The organism is Streptomyces sp. NPDC048436, assembly GCF_043200355.1.
Taxonomy (GTDB): Bacteria; Actinomycetota; Actinomycetes; order Streptomycetales; family Streptomycetaceae; genus Streptomyces.
The window spans coordinates 142,852-165,336 of the sequence record NZ_JBICXP010000008.1 but is presented as its reverse complement, the minus strand read 5'-3'; the positions used below and the strand labels follow the sequence as shown (position 1 = coordinate 165,336).

General features: G+C 68.3%; 20 protein-coding genes and 1 pseudogene. 11 read left to right on the top strand and 10 right to left on the bottom strand.

Going from position 1 to position 22,485, the window contains the following annotated elements:
• Positions 1-106: 106 nt before the first annotated feature.
• Together ACGFX9_RS26775 and ACGFX9_RS26770 are read left to right on the top strand one after the other, a co-directional pair.
• Positions 107-991, top strand: a complete 885-nt coding sequence (locus tag ACGFX9_RS26775; protein ID WP_393476989.1) for a LysR family transcriptional regulator — start codon at positions 107-109, stop codon at positions 989-991.
• 899 nt (positions 992-1,890) lie between these two features.
• Positions 1,891-2,304, top strand: coding sequence for a hypothetical protein (locus tag ACGFX9_RS26770; protein ID WP_393476986.1), 414 nt, complete (start codon positions 1,891-1,893; stop codon positions 2,302-2,304).
• Positions 2,305-2,500: 196 nt separating this feature from the next.
• On the opposite strand, the gene ACGFX9_RS26765 is transcribed toward ACGFX9_RS26770, so the two are convergent.
• Together ACGFX9_RS26765 and ACGFX9_RS26760 are read right to left on the bottom strand one after the other, a co-directional pair.
• The gene (locus ACGFX9_RS26765; RefSeq protein WP_393477553.1) at positions 2,501-3,166 is read right to left on the bottom strand and encodes a nitroreductase; all 666 of its coding nucleotides are present in this window, start codon (positions 3,164-3,166) and stop codon (positions 2,501-2,503) included.
• Between the two features lie 653 nt (positions 3,167-3,819).
• Complete coding sequence (locus tag ACGFX9_RS26760; RefSeq protein ID WP_393476983.1) at positions 3,820-4,734, bottom strand: NADP-dependent oxidoreductase; 915 nt, start codon at positions 4,732-4,734, stop codon at positions 3,820-3,822.
• A gap of 117 nt (positions 4,735-4,851) precedes the next feature.
• Here ACGFX9_RS26760 and ACGFX9_RS26755 point away from each other — a divergent pair, with 117 nt between their 5' ends.
• The 4 genes and pseudogenes from ACGFX9_RS26755 (at position 4,852) to ACGFX9_RS26740 (ending at position 8,033) form a co-directional block, all read left to right on the top strand.
• Positions 4,852-5,217, top strand: coding sequence for a MerR family transcriptional regulator (locus ACGFX9_RS26755; protein WP_393476980.1), 366 nt, complete (start codon positions 4,852-4,854; stop codon positions 5,215-5,217).
• A 755-nt stretch (positions 5,218-5,972) separates the two neighbouring features.
• Positions 5,973-6,284, top strand: coding sequence for a hypothetical protein (locus ACGFX9_RS26750; RefSeq protein WP_393476977.1), 312 nt, complete (start codon positions 5,973-5,975; stop codon positions 6,282-6,284).
• Positions 6,269-7,180 (top strand): annotated as a pseudogene (locus ACGFX9_RS26745) (transposase); the annotation flags it as partial. The gene ACGFX9_RS26750 and the pseudogene ACGFX9_RS26745, both read left to right, overlap by 16 nt.
• Before the next feature lie 127 nt (positions 7,181-7,307).
• Positions 7,308-8,033 carry a nucleotidyltransferase domain-containing protein gene (locus ACGFX9_RS26740; RefSeq protein ID WP_393476974.1) on the top strand — a complete coding sequence of 242 codons (726 nt, stop codon included), beginning with the start codon at positions 7,308-7,310 and terminating at the stop codon, positions 8,031-8,033.
• Between the two features lie 125 nt (positions 8,034-8,158).
• On the opposite strand, the gene ACGFX9_RS26735 is transcribed toward ACGFX9_RS26740, so the two are convergent.
• The 3 genes from ACGFX9_RS26735 to ACGFX9_RS26725 form a co-directional block, all read right to left on the bottom strand.
• Entirely contained in the window at positions 8,159-8,479 is a 321-nt protein-coding gene (locus tag ACGFX9_RS26735) for a hypothetical protein (protein WP_393476971.1), read from the bottom strand.
• A gap of 331 nt (positions 8,480-8,810) precedes the next feature.
• Complete coding sequence (locus ACGFX9_RS26730; protein ID WP_393476968.1) at positions 8,811-10,304, bottom strand: CHAT domain-containing protein; 1,494 nt, start codon at positions 10,302-10,304, stop codon at positions 8,811-8,813.
• A 28-nt stretch (positions 10,305-10,332) separates the two neighbouring features.
• Positions 10,333-12,588, bottom strand: a complete 2,256-nt coding sequence (locus ACGFX9_RS26725; protein ID WP_393476965.1) for a hypothetical protein — start codon at positions 12,586-12,588, stop codon at positions 10,333-10,335.
• A gap of 81 nt (positions 12,589-12,669) precedes the next feature.
• On the opposite strand from ACGFX9_RS26725, the gene ACGFX9_RS26720 reads away from it, so the two are divergent.
• A complete protein-coding gene (locus ACGFX9_RS26720) occupies positions 12,670-13,065 on the top strand; it encodes a hypothetical protein (protein ID WP_393476962.1) in 396 nt (131 codons plus the stop codon).
• A 10-nt stretch (positions 13,066-13,075) separates the two neighbouring features.
• Positions 13,076-14,005, top strand: a complete 930-nt coding sequence (locus tag ACGFX9_RS26715; protein ID WP_393476959.1) for a hypothetical protein — start codon at positions 13,076-13,078, stop codon at positions 14,003-14,005.
• A 280-nt stretch (positions 14,006-14,285) separates the two neighbouring features.
• On the opposite strand, the gene ACGFX9_RS26710 is transcribed toward ACGFX9_RS26715, so the two are convergent.
• The 4 genes from ACGFX9_RS26710 to ACGFX9_RS26695 all read right to left on the bottom strand — a co-directional run bounded on the left by ACGFX9_RS26710 (position 14,286) and on the right by ACGFX9_RS26695 (position 18,051).
• Positions 14,286-14,516, bottom strand: a complete 231-nt coding sequence (locus ACGFX9_RS26710) for a transposase (protein ID WP_393477549.1) — start codon at positions 14,514-14,516, stop codon at positions 14,286-14,288.
• Between the two features lie 740 nt (positions 14,517-15,256).
• Positions 15,257-15,637, bottom strand: coding sequence for a hypothetical protein (locus ACGFX9_RS26705; RefSeq protein ID WP_393476957.1), 381 nt, complete (start codon positions 15,635-15,637; stop codon positions 15,257-15,259).
• A 370-nt stretch (positions 15,638-16,007) separates the two neighbouring features.
• Complete coding sequence (locus ACGFX9_RS26700; RefSeq protein WP_393476954.1) at positions 16,008-16,580, bottom strand: SMI1/KNR4 family protein; 573 nt, start codon at positions 16,578-16,580, stop codon at positions 16,008-16,010.
• 859 nt (positions 16,581-17,439) lie between these two features.
• Entirely contained in the window at positions 17,440-18,051 is a 612-nt protein-coding gene (locus tag ACGFX9_RS26695) for a TetR/AcrR family transcriptional regulator (protein ID WP_393476951.1), read from the bottom strand.
• 144 nt (positions 18,052-18,195) lie between these two features.
• Between ACGFX9_RS26695 and ACGFX9_RS26690 the strand changes: the two genes are divergently transcribed.
• Both ACGFX9_RS26690 and ACGFX9_RS26685 read left to right on the top strand, forming a co-directional pair.
• Entirely contained in the window at positions 18,196-18,930 is a 735-nt protein-coding gene (locus tag ACGFX9_RS26690) for an SDR family NAD(P)-dependent oxidoreductase (RefSeq protein WP_393476948.1), read from the top strand.
• Between the two features lie 38 nt (positions 18,931-18,968).
• The gene (locus tag ACGFX9_RS26685) at positions 18,969-19,604 is read left to right on the top strand and encodes an NADPH-dependent F420 reductase (RefSeq protein WP_393476945.1); all 636 of its coding nucleotides are present in this window, start codon (positions 18,969-18,971) and stop codon (positions 19,602-19,604) included.
• Between the two features lie 739 nt (positions 19,605-20,343).
• On the opposite strand, the gene ACGFX9_RS26680 is transcribed toward ACGFX9_RS26685, so the two are convergent.
• Positions 20,344-20,727 carry a hypothetical protein gene (locus ACGFX9_RS26680; protein ID WP_393476942.1) on the bottom strand — a complete coding sequence of 128 codons (384 nt, stop codon included), beginning with the start codon at positions 20,725-20,727 and terminating at the stop codon, positions 20,344-20,346.
• Between the two features lie 269 nt (positions 20,728-20,996).
• Here ACGFX9_RS26680 and ACGFX9_RS26675 point away from each other — a divergent pair, with 269 nt between their 5' ends.
• Positions 20,997-22,484 (top strand): NF041680 family putative transposase, encoded by a 1,488-nt coding sequence (locus ACGFX9_RS26675; protein WP_393476939.1) that lies wholly within the window; start codon positions 20,997-20,999, stop codon positions 22,482-22,484.
• Position 22,485: the final 1 nt, after the last annotated feature.

The following is a 22,485-nucleotide window of genomic DNA, read 5'->3' as shown; positions in this document are numbered from 1 at the left end:
GCACGGCATTCCACCAGCGACTGGATTGCATGGCAGCTATGCGTTCAAGGAATGTGTTGTGTCAGGATGTCGACGACCACGGGGACGCTGCGGCGACAGGAGGAACGTGTTCGAGATCGACGCGCTGCGGCTGCTCGTGACCGTGGCCGAGACCGGATCGTTCACCAAGGCGGCCGTCCGGCTCAATTACACGCAGTCCGCAGTTTCCCGGCGGATCGCCACCCTGGAACAGCAGTCGGGCGGGGCGCTGTTCGAACGCCTCCCGCGGGGAGTACGACTGAATCCCGCCGGACGTGCTCTGTACCGGCACGCTGTGGAGGTCCGCGACAGGTTGTCGCGGGCGGAGCGGGAGCTGGCCGTGCTGCACGCGGGCCGTGGCGGGCTGCTTCACGTGGGGGCGTTCGCCACCGCCAACATCTCGCTGGTGCCCGCCGCCCTGCGGGCGCTCAAGCAGGTCAGCCCTGATGTCGAAGTCGTCGCGGTGGAGGGGCCGACCGGCGCGCTGATGGAGCGGCTGGCAGACGGGGCACTGGACCTCGCCGTCGTCAGCGACTATCCGTCCGGCCTGCCGTCGGCCGACGGGGTCACGACGACCGTGCTGTGCGAGGACGAGCTGTTCGTCGCGCTTCCGCGCGGGCACCACCTGGCCGCGTCCGGGATGGTCGACCTGCGTGAACTGCGCGACGAGGCTTGGGTGCAGAGCGCGTACGGAGACCGACCCACAATGCTCGCCGACGCCTGCGCCCGGGCGGGCTTCGAGCCCCGGAAGATCATCCGGATCGCGGAGTGGGCCGCGAAATTCGGCTACGTGGCCGCCGGACTCGGGGTGGCGTTGGTCCCCTCGTTGGCTGCCTGGGCGATACCCGGGGAACTCGTCCTGTGCCGCCTCACCGACCCCGCCCTGCGCCGGACCGTCCATATTGCACTGCCTGCCGACCCACTCCCGGCGGCACTGAGACTGCGGGATCTGCTGCATGACGCCGGGGACTGAATCCCGCTCCATGCCAACACTTGTGGGCGTTCGCCGTGGACTTCGGCACGTTCACGATCTTGAGCGGCCACGACGTCGGGGTGACGGGCGTTGTCGTGCGCCCTCGCAGTGGTCCTGGAATGTGCGCGCGAGCACGGGTGGTAGGGGGGAGCCGGCTTTGCCGTGCCGTACGTCGGCGATCGGCAGGAGCCGGGCCGTGCCGGGTGCCTGGATCTGACGGGGTGTCGGCCCAGCGGGTCGGGATGTCGGCGAGTCCGGCGAGGAGTTGGCCGATCGCGGTGTGACGTTCGGTGAGGACGGATTGTTCGTCCTCGGTGTGAGTGGGATCGAGGCGGTCATCCTCCGCAAGTTGCCTTTGGGTGCGGATCCTCCAAAGACGCCATGACGCCCACCTCCACCCCGCCACGGTAGAAGTACAGCGGCGCGGCCACACACCGATCAGCGTCTTCCCAGGTCGCACTGGTTGTAGGTGTCGCCGTTGAAGTCGGGCAGTTCTTCCGCTGTGAAGGTGAGCCGGTTCTTGCCCTTCTTGAGGGGCGTCGGGACAGTCAGTTCCCAGAAGTTGTTGTAGTGGAACGTCGTGGGGAACGTTGTGGAATCTTGGCGCGGCCGTTCTGGCTGTGCCGCCAGACAGCCGGTGTTCGTCAGGGTGTCTTCGGGCGGGGGGTGTCTGCTGGCCTGTTGTGTGCCGTGTCGGTGGGTTCGGTGTGTGAGAGCGCGGCGAGGAGTTGCAGCTTCTCGTCGCTGGCGCTGTCCTTGTCGGGGTACATTCCGCGTTGCGCTGTTTGCGGCGCATGCCGTCGAGCGTGTTGCGATCGACGGCACCACGCATGACGTAGATCTCCCACCTGTGGTGCTCGCGGGATCGCATTGTCAGTGGCGACTGCGAGGCTGCCGACATGATCCCTTGGAACCTGCTCGACCTCGACAAAGCCATACGCGCCAGTTGGGCCGCTGACACCTGTTCCCCGGACGACCTCGCTCGCGCCAGCTGGCAGTCCGGCAATCCTGCCTGGGGCCACTGCGACATCACGGCCTTGATCGTCAACGACGTCTTCGGCGGCGACCTCATGGTCGGTGAGGTCCACCTCAATGGGGAGCAGCACGGCTTTCATTGGTGGAATCGGCTGCCCAGTGGCGTTGAACTCGATCTGACGCACGAGCAGTTCCAGGGTGGTCAGACTGTCATCGCGGCTCGTGTCGTCCAACGCCCGCCGGGACCGCTTCCCTGGCGCTGGGAGGAGTACCTCCTTCTGCGTGAGCGTGTCATCGAGCACCTCGGTCACCTGCCGGAGCCTGCTGTCTCTGGCTGAGCGTTTGGTCCGTTGATTCGCGCTTGGTCCCCGGTCAGGTTCTGCGCCAATTCAGGGTGGCTTCGCCGGTGAGTCTGCGGGCCATGAGGTCGATCATTGCGAGGTGAGCCTTCCGTCGCGCCCAAACCCGAGCCCGCAATCAGCGGAGCGACATGGGCTGACGACCCGTCTGTTGTGAGGATCACCGGCCAGCGGGTCACGCTCCGATGAAGCTCACTGTTTCTGTCATGTCCGCCCGCCCGGTACGCAGCCGTGGCACGCCTTCCTTCTCGAATCCCACCGCGACACCGCAGAACAGCGCGAGCTTGTCATCGGCTCGGACTATCTGGCTGACGGTCTTGCGATACATCGTCCACATCACCTGGGGGCAGCTGTGCAGCCCTTCTGCCCTCAGCAACAGCATGACCGTCTGCAGATACATCCCGGCGTCTCCCCACTGTCCGGGCCCCATCGTCTGGTCGAGGTAGCAGAACAGTACAACCGGCGCCCCGAACGCCTCCGAGTTCAAGGCGGCGATCTTCGTGGGCCTGTCGGGGTCGTCGCGCTCGATCCCCAGCGCTTTGTACCGCTGGGCGGCCGCCGCGGAAAAACGGTCCAGATACCGCGAGGTCAGTTCGGCCGGGTACATCGGATACTCCCGCTCATCACCCGGGTCTCCCGCCAATGCCCTGCCGGTCGCTCGTCTCTTCAGTTCGGCCAGGGGGTCTCCGGTCACGACATACACATGCCACGGCTGGAGGTTCCCGCTCGACGGAGCCCGCGTCGCTGCGGTCAGCACCCGGTCGAGTACTTCTTTGGGTACCGGCTCATCGCTGAACGCCCGCACAGCCCTACGGCTGTTCACGGCTTCATACACATCCACGTCTTCTCGTCCTCTCACTCCATGGCGGGCAGCGAAGACACGAGGAGGATCGTCGCACCAGGGGAGCAGACCGGGCGGCGCTTTGGTGCTGCCCAAACTGGCCGACATTCCTCCGCCGACGGATCACGAAGCGCTGTCGAAAATCATGTCCGTGCTCACAGAAGCCAGTCCCTGTCTCATCCAATCCAGTCGGGATACAGCGGCTTCTGCGTATCCCCCAACGCGGGACTGGTGCCGGACGCCAGGTACTCGTGGGTGGCGCTCGCGGGGGACACATTGAGCAAGTGTGCTCAGGAGGGTGGAGTACGCGAACGGATCACCGCACGCGGGCCGGTGTACTGGGATGAGGGCATAAACACCGCCCCGCAGCCTGGCGCAGCGCGCGTGGTTCCTCTACGGCTGCTTCTGGGGCGCCCTCACGGCTGGTCTTCTGGCACCGGTGCGCCCCCGAGCCCGGTGGACGGGCGCCAGGGTGAGGGTCGTCCTGCTGCAGTGGCTCGATGAACTCCCACTGCTCGTCAGCCAGTTGCGCACAACTCACCTCGGCAGTCCTACAGGTTCGAGACCAGGACCGGGTCCCAGGATCCGGTCCTGGTCGAAGACAGTCCCTGGGCGGGGTGACGCCCCGGGATGGATGTGCGCGTCAGCGGTGATCAGTTGCTTTGGATGGAGATGACGATCTTTCCTCGTGTGCGGCCGCGCTGTGCGTGCGCGTGCGCGTCGGCGATCTGGTCGAGGGCGAAGACGCGTTCGATGCGTGGTGTGTAGTTTCCTTGCCGGCCCAGCTCAGCTGCGGCGGCCAAGAACGCGGAGTCGTTCTCCGCGTTGACCAGACGCACTCCCAGACGCGGCGCGTTGGCGTGGTCGGCGATCGTCGACACGCGCGTGGCGTCGCCAACGATCGTCACGATGTCGGCCAGGGACCCGGAGGCGGCGGTGTCGAGCGCGATGTCGACACCGCCGGGAGCGAGGACGGCCACGCGCCCGGCGAGCCCGGCGCCATAGGTAGTGGGGACGGCACCGAGAGCGGCGAGGAATTCGTGGTTGCGCTCGCTGGCCGTCCCGATGACGGTGGCGCCTTGGGCGACCGCGATCTCGACGGCCGCGCTGCCCACCCCTCCCGCGGCGCCCTCGATGAGGAGGGTGCGTCCCCGCAGCGGGCCGAGCACCTTCAGCCCGCCCATCGCGGTCACCGTCGCCAAGCCGGCGCCGGCGGACTCCTCGTCACTCCACGTGCTGGGCGCGGGGGCCCATGCCGAGAGCACGGTGAACTCCGCGGTCGCGCCGGTCACGCCGCCCAGGCCGAAGACGCGATCGCCGATCGCCACCCCTTGCACCCCCTCACCGATCTCGTCCACGACGCCGGCTGCGTCACGGCCGGGGATCGCAGGCAGGTCCAAGGGCAGCACCTCGCGCGCCGCACCGGACCGCAGCTTCCAGTCGACAGGGTTGACGCTGGCGGCCGCGACACGGATGCGAACCTCGCCGACTCCGGGATGCGGTTCTGGCACCTGCTCGACCACGAGGGTCTCCACATCGCCGTACTCATGGAAGCGGGCTGCACGCATGATGTCTCCTTCACGGAACGCTGCGAAATGCTCGGCGAACACCGACGTCCGCTACGCTAAAACCTGACGTTGACGTCAGGTGCAAATCTGACCGACAGCTCGAACAGAGGAGGCCTGGTGCGGATCGGTGAGGTCGCCGCGAAGGCGGGGGTAAGCGTCAGGGCACTGCGCTATTACGAGGAGAAGGATCTACTCGACGCCGACCGCAGCTCCGGCGGGCAGCGGCAGTATCCCGACAGCGCGGTCGCCCGGGTCGGGCTGATCCAGCAGCTCTACGCTGCGGGCCTGCCGAGCAGAACCGTCCGCGAGGTGCTGCTGTGCGTGGACTCGGGTGAAGTGACCTCGGCACTGCTGGAGCGGCTGGCTGCGGAGCGTGACCGTATCGACCATCAGATCACAGGCCTCACGAGCGGGCGCGATCGGCTCGACGAGGTGATCGCCACGGCACAGAAGCCCGGCCCTGGCTGTACTCACGTGAACTGAAGTTGCCTTTGGAATCCCAGCATCGGACAGACATCGGACAGAGGAGACAACACACTTGAGAACCTGGGCCGACCTGCCCGCGAGTTGCGGGAGGGCGGGACGGAAGGCAGCCTTGGGATCGGGCTGATCACCGCTCTCTCGCTTCCATCGGCGATGGTCCAAGAGGCTGGCAGATGCGGTTGCGATGCCTCCGCCGGTCAAGGCATTCAGCAGTGCTCCCCATTCCGTCGCCCTAACATTGCGGTCATCGATGACTGGTTGCCTGAGCCGATCCAGCGCCCGAAGCGCACTCGGCCGCGCGACTAGATTCGCTGCAACAGAAGCCCGAACGACTCCGTTCGTTGAGAAATCGACTCGACTGGGTGAGACAGGGCAACGCACCTGCATGTGCTGTCGGCTATCAGGCACTGGTCGACTTCGTGTGGCGTCGGCCTGACGCGCTGTTGCCTGCTTCTGACGAAAGCGTCTGACCTGCGAAGTACTGAGCCGTCTGTCGCCCGGACACCGCAGCTTCTGCTGACTCCACACGAAGCGGACCAGAGCCGGCTCTCAACGACGAAGCCAGCGTCCTGCCGTACTCACCCCAAAACACGAGTGAGCACCCAGAGACGAAGGTAAAGGACCAAGCTGAGCTTGTTCTTTATGGACTGAGCCGCGGTTCTTTCGATCCCCAGATGTCAGCGGCGGCCGCCATCTGGGGCAGCGGAAGTTCTTCCCTGGACCCACCCGGCTCACGTCTTCAGTAGCCTCACGCCATGGTCTCGGACACGATCGTTGTGGGCGTCCTCACCTTCATCGGAACCGGCTTGGCCACGGCGACCGGGCTGTGGCAATGGCAGCGAGCCCAGGCCCGCGAAGCACGGACGAACTTCCGCGCCCAGCGGGTGGAGGCTCTCAAGGAGGTGTGGGAGGAATTGTCCGCCCTTGAGGAGGCCCAACGCACGTCCATCACACGCCAGGACCCCTCCGCTGACACTGGAACAAGCAGAGTGACTCAGGTTAATCTCCTCCTTCTCCGGCGTTCGCCATTCCTTCGGCTGGACGAGCAGGAATGGTCGAAGACCTGATTGACATGGGTCGATGGCACGCGGGGGACCGCGACATCCTGGTCGTCTTCGATGCCGGCTACGACGCTCCCCGCATGGCCTACCTGCTGGAAGGACTGCCGGTAGAGGTCCTGGGGCGAATGCGCACGGACCGCGTCATGCGCAAGCCGGTCCCGGTGCCGTGGATCTCACCACCGCAGGGCGGACGCCCGCCGAAGCACGGCAAGGAGTTCCGCTTCGCCAAGCCGGACACCTGGGGCGAGCCCGATGCCGCGACCACGCAGGTCACCGACCGCTACGGCACCGCCCGCGCGATGGCCTGGGACCGCATCCATCCTCGACTGACCACCCGTTCCGCGTGGATCGACCACACCGGCGAACTCCCCGTCATCGAGGGCACGTTGATCCGTCTGGAGGTCGACCGCCTACCCGGCGGCCACGATCCACTCCCCGTCTGGCTGTGGTCGTCGGCCACCGGCCTGTCGGGTGGAGACGTCGACCTGCGCTGGCAGGCGTTCTTGCGCAGATTCGACCTGGAGCACACCTTCAGAATGATCAAGCAGACCCTCGGCTGGACCCGCCCGAAACTCCGCACGCCCCAGGCGGCGGACCGCTGGACCTGGCTGATCATCGCCGCCCACACCCAACTCCGTCTCGCCCGGCCGTTGGCCGCGGACCTCCGCCGCCCTTGGGAGAAGCCGGCCGAGCCCGGTCGGCTCACCCCCGCCCGGGTCCGTCGGGGGTTCAGGAACCTCCGCCCGAACTTGCCCTGTCCGGCCCGTGCGCCGAAACCCAACCGGCCGGGTCCCGGCAGACCCCTCGGCTCGAAGAACCGGCACCCCGCCACCCGCTACGACGTTGGCAAAACGGTCAGGCGACCCGAGACCGTCGCCGAACGTGATCAGGCCAGACCATAAAGAACAAGCTGAGTGAGTGTTCGAGAACGTCCGGGGTCGTCGCAGGGGCCGAGTGCCGGTGGATGCTGCGTCGTTGAACAGACGGTGCCTGTAGATCTGTTTCTGAGAGCTGGCACGATCAGGACCCATGGATGATCAAGAAGCTGTCGTAGCCCAAGCTCTCCGTGTGGTCACCGAGCGCTTTCCGCATGCCCTGGGCGCTGTGCTCGGGGGCTCCGCTGCGCAAGGTCGCGCCACTGCGACCAGCGATCTGGACGTGGCCGTTCTTCTTCCCGACTCAGACACGAGCCGTCGGGAGGTGATCCGTCATGATGGCCGCATCGTCGAGTTGTTCCTGAACACCCTCGCGGACGTACCGGAGTTCTTTGCCTGGGACCGGGCCCGGCGGCGCGGAACCGTCCTCTTCGTCTATGGCCAAGGTCTGCCCCTGGCTGATCCGCACGGGCATGTGGCCCGTGCACGCCAGCTGGCCAAAGACGTGCTCGCTTCCGGACCTCCTGCGCTCACCGCAACCGAGTGGGAACACGGTCGCTATGTTCTTACCTGCTTCCTGGACGACCTGATCGACACCCCATCGGACAACCGGTACGAACAGCTTTCCCTCGCTGACCAGGTGCTTCGTAAAGCCGCTGACCTGGTCACCGCACATCACAGCGCCTGGGCGGGTATGGGGAAATGGCTCCCCCGCCGGTTGCTGAGCGCGGATCCCTCGCTGGGTAAAGCCCTGTTGGACGGGCATCGTGTCGTGGCCGAGCACGCCGACCCGCGGCCGTTGGCCACTGCGGTCAAGCAGGCACTCGACTTGTTCGGAGGACCGCTGATGGAGGGATACGCACACCGCTGGCGCGGGTGAGCCGTTGCCAACGGCAGGGAGGGTTCTCTCCTGACCAGGGATGTTGCACGCTCGCTTGGCTAGCCATGCATCATTGCGTACGGATGTGCGTGCTCAGCCTTCTGTTCGAACCAGCGTATGCCTCGTCAGCCGTCCTGCGACGGGATGACGGCCAGTCGCTTGCGGCTGCCGAGCTTCGTCTTCAGCGCTAGGTTCTCCGCGTAGAGGTTCGCGGCGACCGTGGGCAGCGCGTCGAGTCTGCCCTGAACCTCGGTCACCCGGGCCTTGGCCTTGCTCAGTTGCTCGCGCAGGTCGGCGATGGCCTCGTCCCGCTGGACTCCACCGGGGGCGCGGAGCACCGGGCGGGCGACCTTGGCGTCCCACTCGGCCAGAATGGTTTCGGCCCGGTGGACGGCCGCGTGGCTGACCTGAGCCTCGCGGAGCTTGACGACGGTCTTGGCGGACACCGGCGTCAGGCAGTGACTCCTTCGTGCGGAAGTGCTCGTGTGATGTGCTGGACGTCGGCGAGGCGGATCAAGACGGTCTCTCGGCCGGGTGGCGAGAGGTTGGGATCCTTGGTCCTGGCCGTCAGATCGTCTTTTTCGTCGAACCAGATCGGGGCGTGTGCACGGGTAATCCGCGGAACAGGCCTGGTCATCGCACGCAATTGCCGTGCGGGAGGCCTTGGGTGGTGCAGGCATAAAGCGAGGGCCTCCTGAACGGCTCGCGGGTGTCGAAGTTCATGAGCATCAGGATGCCCCTGCCGGCAGGGCAGCTGGATCTCCCCATGGCGAGTCATCAGGGCCCCGCGTGTACCTGGCTCGCCCACAGGCTGGGCGTTCGCGGGTAGGTGTCGCGCAGGCTGCGGACGGCGCGGTGCAGGGCCTCGGCCGTGCGGGCGACGTCGAGTGTGCCGTCGCCGCTGATCAGGGTGTCGTACACGCTGAGCGCGACTTCCGCCCCGATCACGTCGTCGACGTGCCACAAGGCGCCGACGACATGGGGGAAGCCGGCCATCTGGAAGGCGCTGACGATGTGGACGGCCTCGTCGGCAAGCTCGGGGCTGGTGCGCAGGGTGTCGCAGGCGGACAGGTAGGCGAGCCGGACCGACGGCAGCCGCAGCCGGGCCAGGTCGCGGACGGTCAGCGGGCGTTCGGTGTGGTCGTGCAGGATGAGCCGGCTGCCGGAGGGGCGTTCCAGGTCGCCCAGGGCGTGGCAGGCGAAGTGGGCGTAGGCGTGGCGGGGCAGGGCCGAGACGACCGCGGAGTGTGTCGCGGAGGCGTCCGCAAGGAGCGTGGCCCCGGGGAGCAGGCGGGCCAGGTGGTCGGCCTCGCGGCGTGCGCCGGGCAGCGGGGCCTGTCCTGTGGCCCGGGCGGCGCTGACGATGAGGGTTCCGGTGCCCGTCGGGCGGGCGGCGCGCCGGCGGGCGTGGTGCAGGGCGCGCAGGGTCGGGGTGTACGAGGAGACCACCCGGTCCAGGGCACCCGGAGCGGGGTCTGCGGGCGCCGCCGCGTGCAGCGGCAGCGTGCCCAGGAGGCCGCCGGGCGACCACCACACGCGGGTTGCCGCAGGGAGATGGTCGAGGACCGGTCCGGTGACCGTCTGCCACAGCCAGGCGAGGGTTTCCCATACGTCCTGCTGCGCGCGCTGCGACTGCTTGCGCGAGGTGCCGGGTGTCTCGATGCGGATCAGCGCGTCCTGGAAGGTCTGCCGGCGTGTTGCCGTCGTCCGCGGGTCGAGGCCCGGAAGCGGAACGGCGTCGATGTCGTGCTCGGTGACGATCAGGGCGTCGCTTCCGTACGGGGAGACGTTGACCAGGACCACGGGGCCCGCCGCGGCCGTGGCGCGCAGTTCGTCCTCATCCCACTCCCGCACCGGACGCAGCAGGCCCAGTTCGGGGTGTTCGGCGCGGATCCGGGCAGTGAGGTCCCGCCAGTCGGCGGCCAGTCGCTGGCGTACATCGGCGCGGGCGCCGGCGGGGCCGGACGATTCCTCGGCCAGTAACCCCTCGTCGGTCGCCGTGTCGAGGGCCTGCCGGAGCTCCTCGAAGCGGTCGGCGAGGCCAGGGGCACTCTCCCGCAGCCGCGTCAGATCGCTGTCGGCGTCGAAGGCGTGGGAGAGAAGCACGCCCCTGGCCTGTTCGAGCAGTCCGACCGCGAGCCCGGGTCGGCCGCAGCGCACCGCGCAGGCAGCGGCGGCGGCGCCAAGACCGACGGTACGGCTGAGCAGGAACTCCTGGTCGTCGCGGACGAGATGGCGGGGCGCGACCGAGTGCAGCAGGTCGACCGCCATGACATAGCCGTCCAGGGCGCCGCCCCAGTCACCCAGCTCCGCTCGGACCTCGCCCCAGGACCGGGCCGCGTCCAGGCGCAGGACGGGCGCGCACTGCTGCTCCAGGGCCGCTTGCCGGAACCGTTCGGCTGCTTCCGCCAGATCGGCCGGACGGCGACGTCGGCGGGGCCCCGGAGCGCGCAGGGCGCCCCCCCAGGTTCGACAGGCGCTGCGTGCGGGCGGGGTGCCCGGGCGGAGTGGCCTCGACCGCCCGGCGGTACAGCGCGACCGCCTCGTCCCGGGCGGCCGACGACAGCAGGGCAAGGGGGCTTATCAGCCGTGCGCCCGCGGCAACCGTGAGGGCACCGGGCAGGTCGGGGGAGCCCGGGGGCAGCGCGGCGATCACCGCGTCGGCCAGCTCGCGAGCCTCGCGGGCCTCGCCGATCCGTCCCGTCTTCGAGACGCGGAGCATCAGGGCGACAGCGAGGTTGTGGCGGCGGCGGGGCAGCTTCGGGTCGCCCTCCGGGGTGAGGGCGAGCGCCTCCCTCAGGAGCCCTACCGCCTCATCGAGCCGGGCCACGGGGTCGGGGACACGCTCGAAGCCCGTCATGAGGCTGAGCCCGGTCGAGCTCAAAAGCGCCGCCCGGTGCGCCGGGCCCATGCCGGGCAGGTCGAAGGCCCCTCGCCGGCACTCCCGGGCCTCCCGCAGGTCGTCGCCGTCCTCGGTCAGCAGATGCCGCAGACTCAACGCGGCACCGAGGTTGAGCAGCCGTAGTCCGAGCGACCCGTGCCCCTGCCGGGTGAGTGCCACCGACTCCCGGTGAGCCGACACGGCCTCGTTCAACTCCTCCGGCTCTCCCGATCGTTGATAGCGGGCGATCAGCACCAGGCCCAGGTCGTCGAGCGCCGCGGGACGGTCGGGGTGGCCCGGTGGCATGAGCGCCTCGGCGTGCCGCAGTTGGCGCAGTGCCTCCTCCAGGTCCGCCCCGTTCGCCTTCGGGTCCAGGAGGTAGCGGTTGTACAGGGCCATCGCGGGAGCGATGAGCGGCAGTTGCGGGCCCGCCGCCACCTCCGTGGAGGCGGCGGCCTGGGGACGGTCGGTGAGATCGAGCGCCGCGTCCAGATCGGCCCGGGAGCCGGTCGCGACGGAGCGGGCGCGCAGAGCGTTGCCCAGTGCGTTGCGTACGGCGGCGGTCTCACCCGGATTCCCTGCCGCCCGCAAGGCCTTGGTGAACACGGTGATCGCCTCGTCCAGATCCGCCGTGCGGCCGGTGAGGTGCGCCCTGAGGACGAGTGCCATGCCCAGGTCGTGGCCCGCCGCCGCGGGTCCCTTCGGATGGCCGGCGCCGGCCCGGCGGCACACGTCTACCGCCTCGTCGCACTCCTCGGGCGTCGCCCCCTCCACCTGCCGCAACAGCACCAGAGCTGCCCCCAGGGCGCTGAAGGAGTGGGGCAGATACGGGTCGCCGGGCGGCAGTTGGGCCAGTACGTCCCGCGCGATGCCCACCGCGTCGTGCAGGTCCTCTACATCGTGCGAGTCCAGGTAGCGGTCCAGGAGCCGACGGCCCAGACCGCTGAGAACGCGAGGTCGTTCGGGGGAGTCGGCCGGGATCCGCTTGAGGGCACCGTGGACGAACCGGACCGGATCCGCGTCCGCCAGGTCCCCGAACGGCCAGGTCGCCCCCGTGAGGGTCACGATGTCGGCCACGCCTCTGAGTCGGCCGGGGAACCAGGGGTCGTACTCCGGTGTCGCGAGGACGGCGAGGCTGCCGAGCCCGATCACGCTGGCGAGACGGGCCTCGCGCGAGAGCGGCATGGCGGCAAGGGCCACGGCCATCTCGTGAAGTCGGCGCACGGCCTCGGAGGCGTCCGGCGGCGGGTTGTGCTGCCGCCCCTCCACGGTGATCTTGAATGCGGCGACCTGGGCCGCCCACTCGTGGGGACCGTCCGCGTCCGCCGGGTCGGGGTGAGTGGCGGGATCGTTGGCCCCATAGCCCATCGCCAACTCCGGCGGTACAAGGCCTGGGTCGGCGACCCACACCGGGTAGAGCAGCGTCCCGGACATGCACCCGTGGACAGTGCCGCCATACCCCGGGTCGGCCATCGCACGGGCTGCGCAGAACCAGCCGGCCGCGTGCCGGGCCTCCATGTCGGTGCTCGTGTCGCAGGTGCGCAGCAATCCCCGCAGTTCGGCATCCGCGAGGGGACCGGACACTACGTCCGCGTCCACACGTCCCTCGGCCGTAAAGGCCCGGTCGAGGCGCACGCGAACCGCCTGAAGGAACCACTCCCGGTCGTACCCCACGGCTTCGCTCCCCCCAGCCGTCACTTCCGACGGCACGTCAAGTCCCCCGTAACTCTGCCTGATTTACGGCACACTTGGACCATGACCGCATCTCCCGACTCCCCACGACCCGACCGCAGGGCGGCAGCGGCGCTGTGCGCGCTGCTCGGCTCACCGGAGGACCTGCGGCAGCCCGGCATCCGGGAGACTGCCGAGCAGGCACGGGACTTGCTGCGGTCAGGCGCGGACTCCGACGAGCTCGCCGCCGGCTTCCATGCCTTGGACACGCTGCTGCGCCAGAGCGGGGACGCACGCGGCCTTGTCAACGAGTCCCGGGGCGGGGCAGCCCCTGGCATCACGCCCCACATCAAGGTGGCCCTATGCCCGGGGCCGGCCCAGTGCACCCGCGTCGCACGGGCCCGCGACCTGCTCCCTGCCCCGTACTGCGCCGTCAACGACGCCCGCATGCGCAAGGGCCGACTGGGCCCCGCACGGTGACCCCGCCCATATGAACCCTCTCCTCGCCACCCTGGGCGGCAAACTCACCGAACGCTGGCTGAACCTGCTGGTCCTGCCCGGCGCCCTCTTCCTCGCCGCTACGGCCATCGGCACCACCCTGGGCCACCGCCACTGGAACGACCTCGACGGGCTGCGCACCACCCTGAACGACCTCGCCGCCCGCCCCGCCCTCGAGCGCACCGGGACTGCCGCACTACTCATCGCCCTCGCCCTGCTCACCGCGACCGCGGCCTCACTCGCCGCGCAGTTCCTCGGCGGTGTGATCGAGCAGTACTGGCTGCGCTTCGCCCGCGACCCGCTGTCGCACGCCCTCGTCGACCGGCGCAGCCGCAAGTGGCGGCGCCGGGAGCAAGAGCTCGATGCGGCCTACCCCATCACGCGCACCGATGCCGATGACGGTGACGGTGACGCGGTGCCGACCCCGGCCCGGACCCTTGCGCAGATCCAGGCCCTCACCGACGCCCGCAACCGCGTGGCACTGCGCGCACCCACCCGCCCCACCTGGTACGGCGACTGCATGCAGGCGACGGCAGACCGCGTAGCGGCCGCCTACGGCGTGGACCTCGCCGCACTCTGGCCCCGCCTGTGGCTGATCCTGCCCGAACCCGCCGTACGCCACATCCAGTCGGCGCACGACTCCTTCAGCGCCGCCGCCCGCCTCGCCGCCTGGGCCGTGGGCTACGCCCTGCTCGCCTGCTGGTGGTGGCCGGCCGGGCTGGTCGCCGTCGGCTGCGCAGCGGTGGCCCGCTCCCGTGCCCGCGGCGCCCTGGAGGCGCTCGCCGGACTCATCGAGGCCGCCGTGGACGTCCACGGCCGGGAACTGGCCGGGCGGGTCGGTCTGATCGGGGCAGACTCGACGGGACTGCTCGGCCATGAGACGGGGGACCGGATGTCGGAACTGTTCAGGAAGGCGGATTGACGTCCTCCGCCAACTGAAGCAGGGGGCGAACACCTCCGGACCTCGCAGGCCATTCACGTACGCCTCGCTGTTCGGGAAAGCCGTAGTGAAACTCCGGTCCTTCGCGGCCGATACGTGAATCGGAAGCCGATCTCTTGCGATTGCCGCTGTCAGCGTGACCGCGAGTGGGATGCCCTGGCCGTCGACGATGAGGTGGTGTTTACTGCCCGGCCGTGCGCGGTCGACCGGGCTGGGCCCGCTTTTGGGCCGCGTCGAGTGGCCCGGATGTGGGAGGAGTCGATCACGCCCGGGACCAGTCGAGCTGGTTCTTCGAGCGCAGCTTCTCCAACAGGACGACGTGGAGCTGGTCCCAGACGCCGACGTCGTTCCAGGCGGCCAGGCGCCGCCAGCAGGTCATGCCCGAGCCGAAGCCCAACTCCTGGGGCAGGTACTCCCATTGGATACTGGTGTGCAGCACTAACAAGATCCCGCACAGTGCCGGCCGGTCGGGCACTCGAGGTCTGCCTTCCACCAGCTTCGGTCCAGGTTCAGGCAGCAACGGCTCGATGAGCGAACACAGTTCATCCGACACGATCCACGGCCGCGACTGACGTTTCGCCACAACCAGGCCAACGAGCCGACACGCCAACAGTCACATGATCAACCGCTTTTGTTAGAACCAGTTAGCCTGCGGGTGCGAGCACCGGACGAGAAGACCTGTGGCGGCGACTGGATCGTGGGCAGCGTTCGCGGTGGCCGGGGACCGGATCGAGGCGGCCACCATGGTCATGGCCGCCGCCGCGACCGGCGGCCGAGCCAACCTATGAGCAAGCCGAAGCTGTTGAACCTAGGACCGCTGTGCTGGCCGCCGCAGTGCTGGCCCGGACCGGGCAGGTGGCCTTCCCCTATCCCGGCGGCGCAGCGTTCTGCCTTCGTCGTACGTGGCCCCGGTTCCGGTGCGGTGCAGGATGTGCGCGCACTCTTTGGTGTCGATGATGTCCGGCGCGCCCGACAGGACGGCCAGGACGTCGGTCAAGAGAGCGGCGGTGTAGAGGTGGAGGGCAATGTTCTTGCTGCCTGCACCGGGCCCGGCCGGACAGCGGGTGGCCGCCGGTGACCTCCACGAGGTGTTGCTGGTGGTGCCGCACTGGCGCGCGATTCACGTTGCGGCAGGTGGCGTCGCTGTTGGGGATCTGAAAGTCTGCGGCCCACCGCATCCTCAGCCACCTCGCACCTCTGCGGGCATCTCGCCGAATCCGCCGGGCCTCGCCCTCAGCAGGTCAAGCGACGTTCGGCGCTCTCGTAGGAGGCGAGGTTGGAGTCGACGCCCACGACCGTCTTGTAGGTGTAGGTGCCAGAACCTGTGCAGGTCCACCACGCCATCTTGGTGCCGCTCTCGAGCGGGGCCCAGTCCACCTCCTCCCAGCCGTACCAGCGGTGACGCTGCAGGGATATCGTGGCGTCCGTGCAGCCGCTGCGGGTCTTGCCAGCCTTGCCGATGATCTCACTGATGCCCTTGTAGGGGGCCGAGATGCTGTAGCAGTTCCGGTCCCAGTCCGAGGCGGCGGCTGGAGTGGCCGGCATCAACAACGTGGCCGCGCAGGCCAGTGCGAGGGCGACGGATGACTTTCCGGCGAACCCGAGAGTGCTCATGACAAACGTTCCTGTCTGCGAAAACGTACGGAATGCAACCTACAAGAACACTCTTTCATCGGGGCCGAGCCGAGATCAAGCCAGTGCCTCCACCGTCAAACGCTCGCGATCTGCGGCGACTTGGCGTCGACCGTACCGCCAGTCAGGCACTGTTGACCTGCGGTTGAGGTGGCGTAGTGAACCGCTCCGGGATCGGTGGAGCCTCCACCGATCCCAGAGCGGTTCAAAACACGCCCCAGCTTCCGACAACATCGTCTGGTTCCCCTGGAACGACAACACGGATATGACCGCTACGACGACGGCCTCGCCTGACAGACCGGACGACCGGTGCGGCGCTAGGAGCAGCGGCGGCTTCCAGGCCCGTCAGACGTCAGTCCACAGGGTCCTCGGTCCATACAAGCGTTCCAGGGAAGTCCGGATCTCTGTCCGTCACTTCCCACTCCTCGTCACCCGGCAGGACCGCAATCCAGGGAGGCGGCGAGGCCAGCAGATTCCCGACGAAGTCCAGGGCGCTCGTAAGCGAATGCCACAGTGGCTCCTCCTCCCAGAGGAAACACTCCTCGATGTCCCACCAACCGAGCCTGCCAGTCCTGGTGTCGACCAGGAGCTGTGTAACGCTCAATGCCGCAAAGGGAACAAGGAAGGGCTTGTCTCCCTTCCTCAGGTTCGAGTCATCAGGTGCCGCGTACCTCAACCAGGTCTCACGCTTGGCGAGGATGTCGTCGACGCCCAGAAGCGTGAACCCAGGTGGCAGGATCACGGTGAGGCCAGACCCGTCATGTCGCAGCAACGAGCGTTCGACATCCTCAGGCAACCGCACCCCAAGGCACTCATACAGGCGCTCCAGGTCTGCGTGTGCACAGGGGCCCGGCAATGAGTCCTCCTCCGGGGCGTACCGGGCTATCCAGCGTTCAATTTTCTCCCAGGACTCCTCGACGGTCACATGTCCTCCCTCGCCCCGGATGATGGGTAAATCACCCACTCCTTCAGCCCCCCTGCCAGCTAAGACGTCCACCGGGAGTTCAATGGTGGGCCACGGAAGCCGTTCTTGAGCCTCGATTGATCCCGCGCCGACCGCTCTTGTTGGTCACCGCGAGCACCAGCGGTCTTCAGGAGGATCACCGATCCGTAGGTGTCGGTGATCCGGTCATCTTCTCCCAGTGGCCATTGCTGCATTCATGCGTCGGCACGTTCCGCTGGAAGAAGTACCTGCCTCCGCCTTTAGGGCACGTACTCCCGACGTGGGGCGGCTCCCAGATGATGTGCACCCAGTGGCCCTTGTGGCACCGGAACTGCTCATCCTCGCGATCCCGCCCCCACCCCGCTTCCTCTTTGCAGCGCGCGCCCTTCGCTACACCATCCTGCCCACCGACGTTGAAGGCTGAGCCCAGGGACGAGCTGGCATCTGCGCCGCGACCGTCGTTCGTGGGCGCCGGGATCACGCTTGTATAGGGGTTGGGAGACCCTCCTTGCGTCGAAGTGCCGCATCCGGCAAACGCCATGACTGCGATCGATACGGCAGCAAGGGATGGAGTCAAGCGACTTGGCATGCCCGGACCTAGCCTCCCCGCTGCGCAGCCTGGCACTGCTCGTGCTGCTAGGCGTCTCTGGCATCTGAGGACGCTTCACCATCGCTGCAGGCGCCTGGCACCCCATCAGTTGGGCTGGAGGACACGTTCTCAGGAGATTTGAATAGAAGGACTTGCCAGGGAATCTCCGGTTCCGACCAGGCGGGGCGTACCAGCCCAGCGGGTGCAGCCACGCGACCGGCAGCGCGTCCAGCCCGGCCGCGGAGTGCCACGTCAACTCGGCACTTCCTCCCGTGGCCGGTCATCGCCGGCTGTGGCGGGGATGGCGTTGTCGATGAGGACGGCGGCGATGGCGGCGGCGGTGGGGAAGGTGTCGGCGTTGAGGACCCGGGTGCGGGCCGCGGCGCCGTCGATGAGCAGCGCGAGCTGCTCGCCGAGCTGTTCGGGGTCGGCGGCGCCGGCTTCGCGGGCGGTGTCGGCGAGCCGCGCGGCGACGGCTTTCTTGTAGTCGCGTGCGTACTGGGACGCGGGGTGCTGGGGGTCGTGGAGTTCGACGGCGGCGGCGATGTAGGGGCACAGGGGAGTGGTGGCGGGGATGTCGAAGGCGGCGAGGAGCCGTTCGCGGGGCGTGAGGTCGGTGCGGTCGAACACGCCGGGCAGAACGGCGGGGTCGAACCGGCGCAGGTACTCGGCGACGAGTTCGTCCTTGCCGGTGAAGTGCTGGTAGGCGGTGCGCTTGGACACCTGGGCCGCCGCGCAGAGCTGGTCCATGCCGGTGCCGTTGATGCCCCGCTCGCGGAACAGCTGCTGGGACGCGCCGAGGATGCGCTCGCGGGCGCCCCGTCCGCGGCGGCTACCCGTGGGGCCCTTCTCCAACTCCGTCATGGGCCCAGCGTACCGCAGCCAGGTAACGACCGGTGTACATAGCTTGCGCCCCGGCCGCCCGCCCCGTACGTTAACCACACAGGGCGGTGTACTTAACATCGTCGCCCCAGGTACACACGGCACCACCGACCCAAGGGAATGACTATGGGAAAGCTCGACGGCAAGGTAGCGGTCATCACCGGCGGCACCACTGGCATGGCGCTGGCCGGCGCGAAGCTGTTCGTCGACGAGGGAGCGCACGTCTTCATCACCGGCCGCCGCCAGGACGCCCTGGACGAGGCCGTGAAGCAGATCGGCCGTAACGTCACCGGCGTCCAGGGCGACGCCGCGGACCTGGACGACCTGGACCGCCTATACGACACCGTCAAGCGGGAGAAGGGCAGCCTCGACGTGCTGTGGGCCAGCGCGGGCGGGGGCGAGCCCGCTCCGCTCGGCGAGATCACCGAGGCCCAGTTCGACACCTGGTTCGGGCTCAATGCCCGCGGCACCCTGTTCACCGTCCAGAAGGCCCTCCCGCTCTTCAACGACGGCGGCTCCATCCTCATGACCGGCTCCAACGCCTCCCTCGGCGCCTTCCCCGGCTGGAGCGTCTACGCAGGCAGCAAGGCAGTCCAGCAGGCATGGGCCCGCGTCTGGCTCAACGAGCTCAAGGACCGCCGCATCCGCGTCAACGTCCTGACCCCCGGCCAGGTCGCCACCGCCAAGCAGGCAGAGCTCTTCGACGAGGCCACCAAGCGCCAGTTCGAGTCCCTCATCCCCCGCGGCCAGATGGGCCGCCCCGATGAAATCGCCACTGCCGCCCTCTTCCTCGCCTCCGACGACTCCAGCTACGTCAACGGCATGGAACTCGTCGCCGACGGCGGCACCACCGCCCTCTGAACCGAACAACCCACAACCAGCACAGGACAGGACATCTCATGAGCAGCATCAGCATCATCGGCACCGGGAACATGGCCCGCGCCATCGGCGCGCGGGCGATAGCGGGCGGCAACACTGTCGAGGTCATGGGCCGCGATCAGTCCAAGGCCGCCGACCTGGCCCAGGCTCTCGGCGGCGGCGCCACGACGGGAGAATGGAGCACCGCCCCGGCCGGGGACATCGTCATCGTGGCCCTGTTGCACGACGGTGTCGTGCCGGTCGTCGCCCAGTACGGAGACGCTCTCGCGGGCAAGGTCATCGTCGACATCAGCAATCCCTTCAACAGCACGTTCGACGGGCTGGCCCACCGCGAGGAGACCTCGATCGCGCAGAAAGTCGCCAAAGCGGCCCCGGCCGACGCCACCGTGGTGAAGGCGTTCAACACCGTCTTCCGTCATGTCCTGGAAAAGGGTCGGCCCGACGTCTTCCTCGCAGGCGACAACGAGCAGGCAAAGGCAAGCGTGAAGGCGTTCGTCGAAAGCCTCGGGATGCGCCCGCTGGACGTCGGCGGCCTGAAAACGGCGCACTGGCTGGAAGGAGCGGGCGTGGTCACGGTGGGCCTCGCCAACCACGGGGTGGGGAACTTGAACTTCGCTCTCAGCATCACCGAACTTCCCGTCTGGGCAAACGGTTGACGGATCACCGAAAGGAGAGCGCCCGCCGCAGACGTGCCCACCGCCGCATCACGGCGACATGGACGACGCCCTTGCCCGTCTGCTGGGCGACGGGGGAAGTGGCCTGCCGTGGACTTCCCGCGCCGCTCACCGGCCGATGTGGGTATGGAACTGTGGGGCATGGTCAAGGGCACGGGCGAGAACGGCCTTCCCCACACTGACGCGCTGGAGCGTATGAGTCCGCACCAGTTCCAGGCGGCCAAGCTCTGGGAGCGTGACGAGATGTGCCCCATCGCCAGCGAGTGCTTCCTGTACGCGCTGGCCGCTACTACATTTCCACCAATCCGCAACTGTCTGTGCTGGCCCTGGCCCGCGAACTCGGCCATTTCCACCACAAGGCAGCACGCCTGCACCGCAGCGCGGTCGCCCCGCTGGCTGTCACCGAGCGCACGAGCGCACAACTGCAAGTCGTCCATACCCTGCTCGGCGAGTGTCATCAACGCCACCGCTCCGCTGCGCAAGGCCGGATAGTCCGCAGGCCTCGTCGTACGCCTTCAAACATCTCAGAAGTAATCCATACGGTTCGGCGGCCTCTGCGTGTACGGCAGCCTGCTCACGCCACTCCTGGGGCTTCGTTCCGGCCGGGTCGGACCGGCGATCGTGAGGATGACCGGGCCGGACCCTAGCGGTCGGCACGATGGCCGGTTTCAGCAGCACGGCACTGCCAGGGAGCTTTGGCCCCAGGAAACGCGGGTGAGTGTCAGGCCCCGTCGTCCTCGTCGAAGAGGCCTTCCTGCGTCCCGTGCAGGTCGGGTGGGCCCGGATCGGCTTCCGGGGCGGTGGGGTTGGTCAGGGCCTGACGCAACGCTGCCCGCAGTGTGGGCAGTGACCACCGAGCTCCGAGCAGGCTGAGGAACTCCTCCGTAGTCCACGTGAGCAGCTGGCCTTGCCGGGCGAGGTAGAAGCCCACCTGGTGGAGCGCGTACGAGTCCTCGTAGTCGAGGAGGAGATAGGCGGCCAGCTGGTGCACGTCCCTCCTCTCACCGAACCGCTCGGGACGCACCGTTGCCTTGCAGTCGATGAGCCGGCCGTCGGCAATGAAGTCGGCATCCGCGCCCTCCACGTCCGCGCTGCCGCTGAACACGGGGGCACAAATACGCTGATCCAGGGGCAGCCGCGTTACCCAACCCAGGGCGTGATCCGCCTCCGCAAGTTCCACCTGCCGTGCGATGTCGCCGGGCACGTAGGTGGGGACCTGGCTGAGCAGGTCGTCAGCTTGTCGTTTAACGTCTCGGTCCGAAATGCGATTCGAACTGAAGCGCTCACCTGGGCATTCGTAGGACGTGCGGGCGGCCTCGGGCTGATCATGTGCTCCGACCAAGGAGTACACGTGACCAGCCAGAGGCCGTGGAGATGAGTGTGCTGCAACAGCCGGACCAGCGGGAGGCGTTCGCATTGCTGTCACGCTTCCGTGGCGACTTCTATGACTGTCTGAGCGGACGTGGGGACGCGCTCTTCGAGCTGACCGACGCACTGCTGTGCACGGACGGACCGGTCAAGACGCTGGTGGGCCTGTCGCTGGCACCCGAGCATCGCCGTGGCCACGGCTCCTTGTACGGCGGCTTGAACAACGGCCGCCTGGAGGTGGCCCGGCTGCGGCGGACGCTCGCCGGACTGCCGCTGCCGAAGGCAGCGGACGGACGCCTGGTCCTTGCTGCCGACGTCTCCCCGTGGCTACGGCCGGACGCGGCCACCGCCCCGGACCGCTCGTTCTGTCACACCTACGGCCGGGGCGAGGGCAAGCACCAGATGATTCCCGGCTGGCCGTACTCCGTCATCGCCGCCCTGGAAACCGGCCGGACCTCCTGGACCGCCCCGCTGGACGCCCTGCGCCTTCAACCCGGTGCCGACGTCGCCGCCGTCACCACTACGCAGATCCGCGAACTCGTGCAGAGACTCATGGCCGCCGGGCAGTGGACCAACGGCGATCCGGACATCCTGATCGTGCTGGACGCCGGATACGACGCGCCGCGCATCGCCCATCTGCTGGGCGGACTGCCGGTCGAGATCCTCGGGCGGATGCGCTCGGACCGTGTCCTGCGCCGGCCGACCCCGCCGCGTGTCTACGACCCTAAAGGCGGCCGTCCGCCCAAGCACGGGGCTGAGTTCGTCTTCGGCAAGCCGGACACCTGGGGCACCGAGCAGGCCGTGACCGTCACCGACACCCGCCTCTATGGCAAAGCGACCGCACGGGCCTGGGACCGGCTGCACCCCAGACTGACCAAGCGGGCGGCCTGGCTGGACCACGACGGACAACTGCCCATCATCGAGGGCACCGTCATCCGCCTCCGCGTCGAGCACCTCCCCAGCGGCGGGGAAAACAAGCCGGTCTGGCTGTGGTGGTCAAAAACCGGCGCCACCGCAACGGATGTCGACCGCTGCTGGCAGTCCTTCCTCCGCCGCTTCGATCTGGAGCACACTTTCCGCCTGTTCAAACAGACCCTCGGCTGGACCGCACCGAGGCTGCGCGAACCGCAGGCCGCCGACCGCTGGACCTGGCTGGTCATCGCCGCCCACACCCAACTCCGCCTCGCCCGGCCCCTGGTCACCGACCTGCGCCGCCCCTGGGAGAAACCGGCCGTGCCGAACAGGCTCACCCCAGCCCGCGTCCGCAGAGGGTTCCGGAACCTGCACGCAAAGACCCCATCCCCAGCCCGTGCACCCAAACCCTCCCGGCCCGGCCCCGGACGCCCGCCCGGCTCGAAGAACCGCCGTAAGGCAACGCGTCACGACGTGGGACGCGTCCTCGCCACCGGCGAGGCATACACCCGCCCCACCCACCACAAAACAGGCACCAAGCCACGACGCGCGGGAGAAGAAGGCGGACCCGCCGACGGATAGG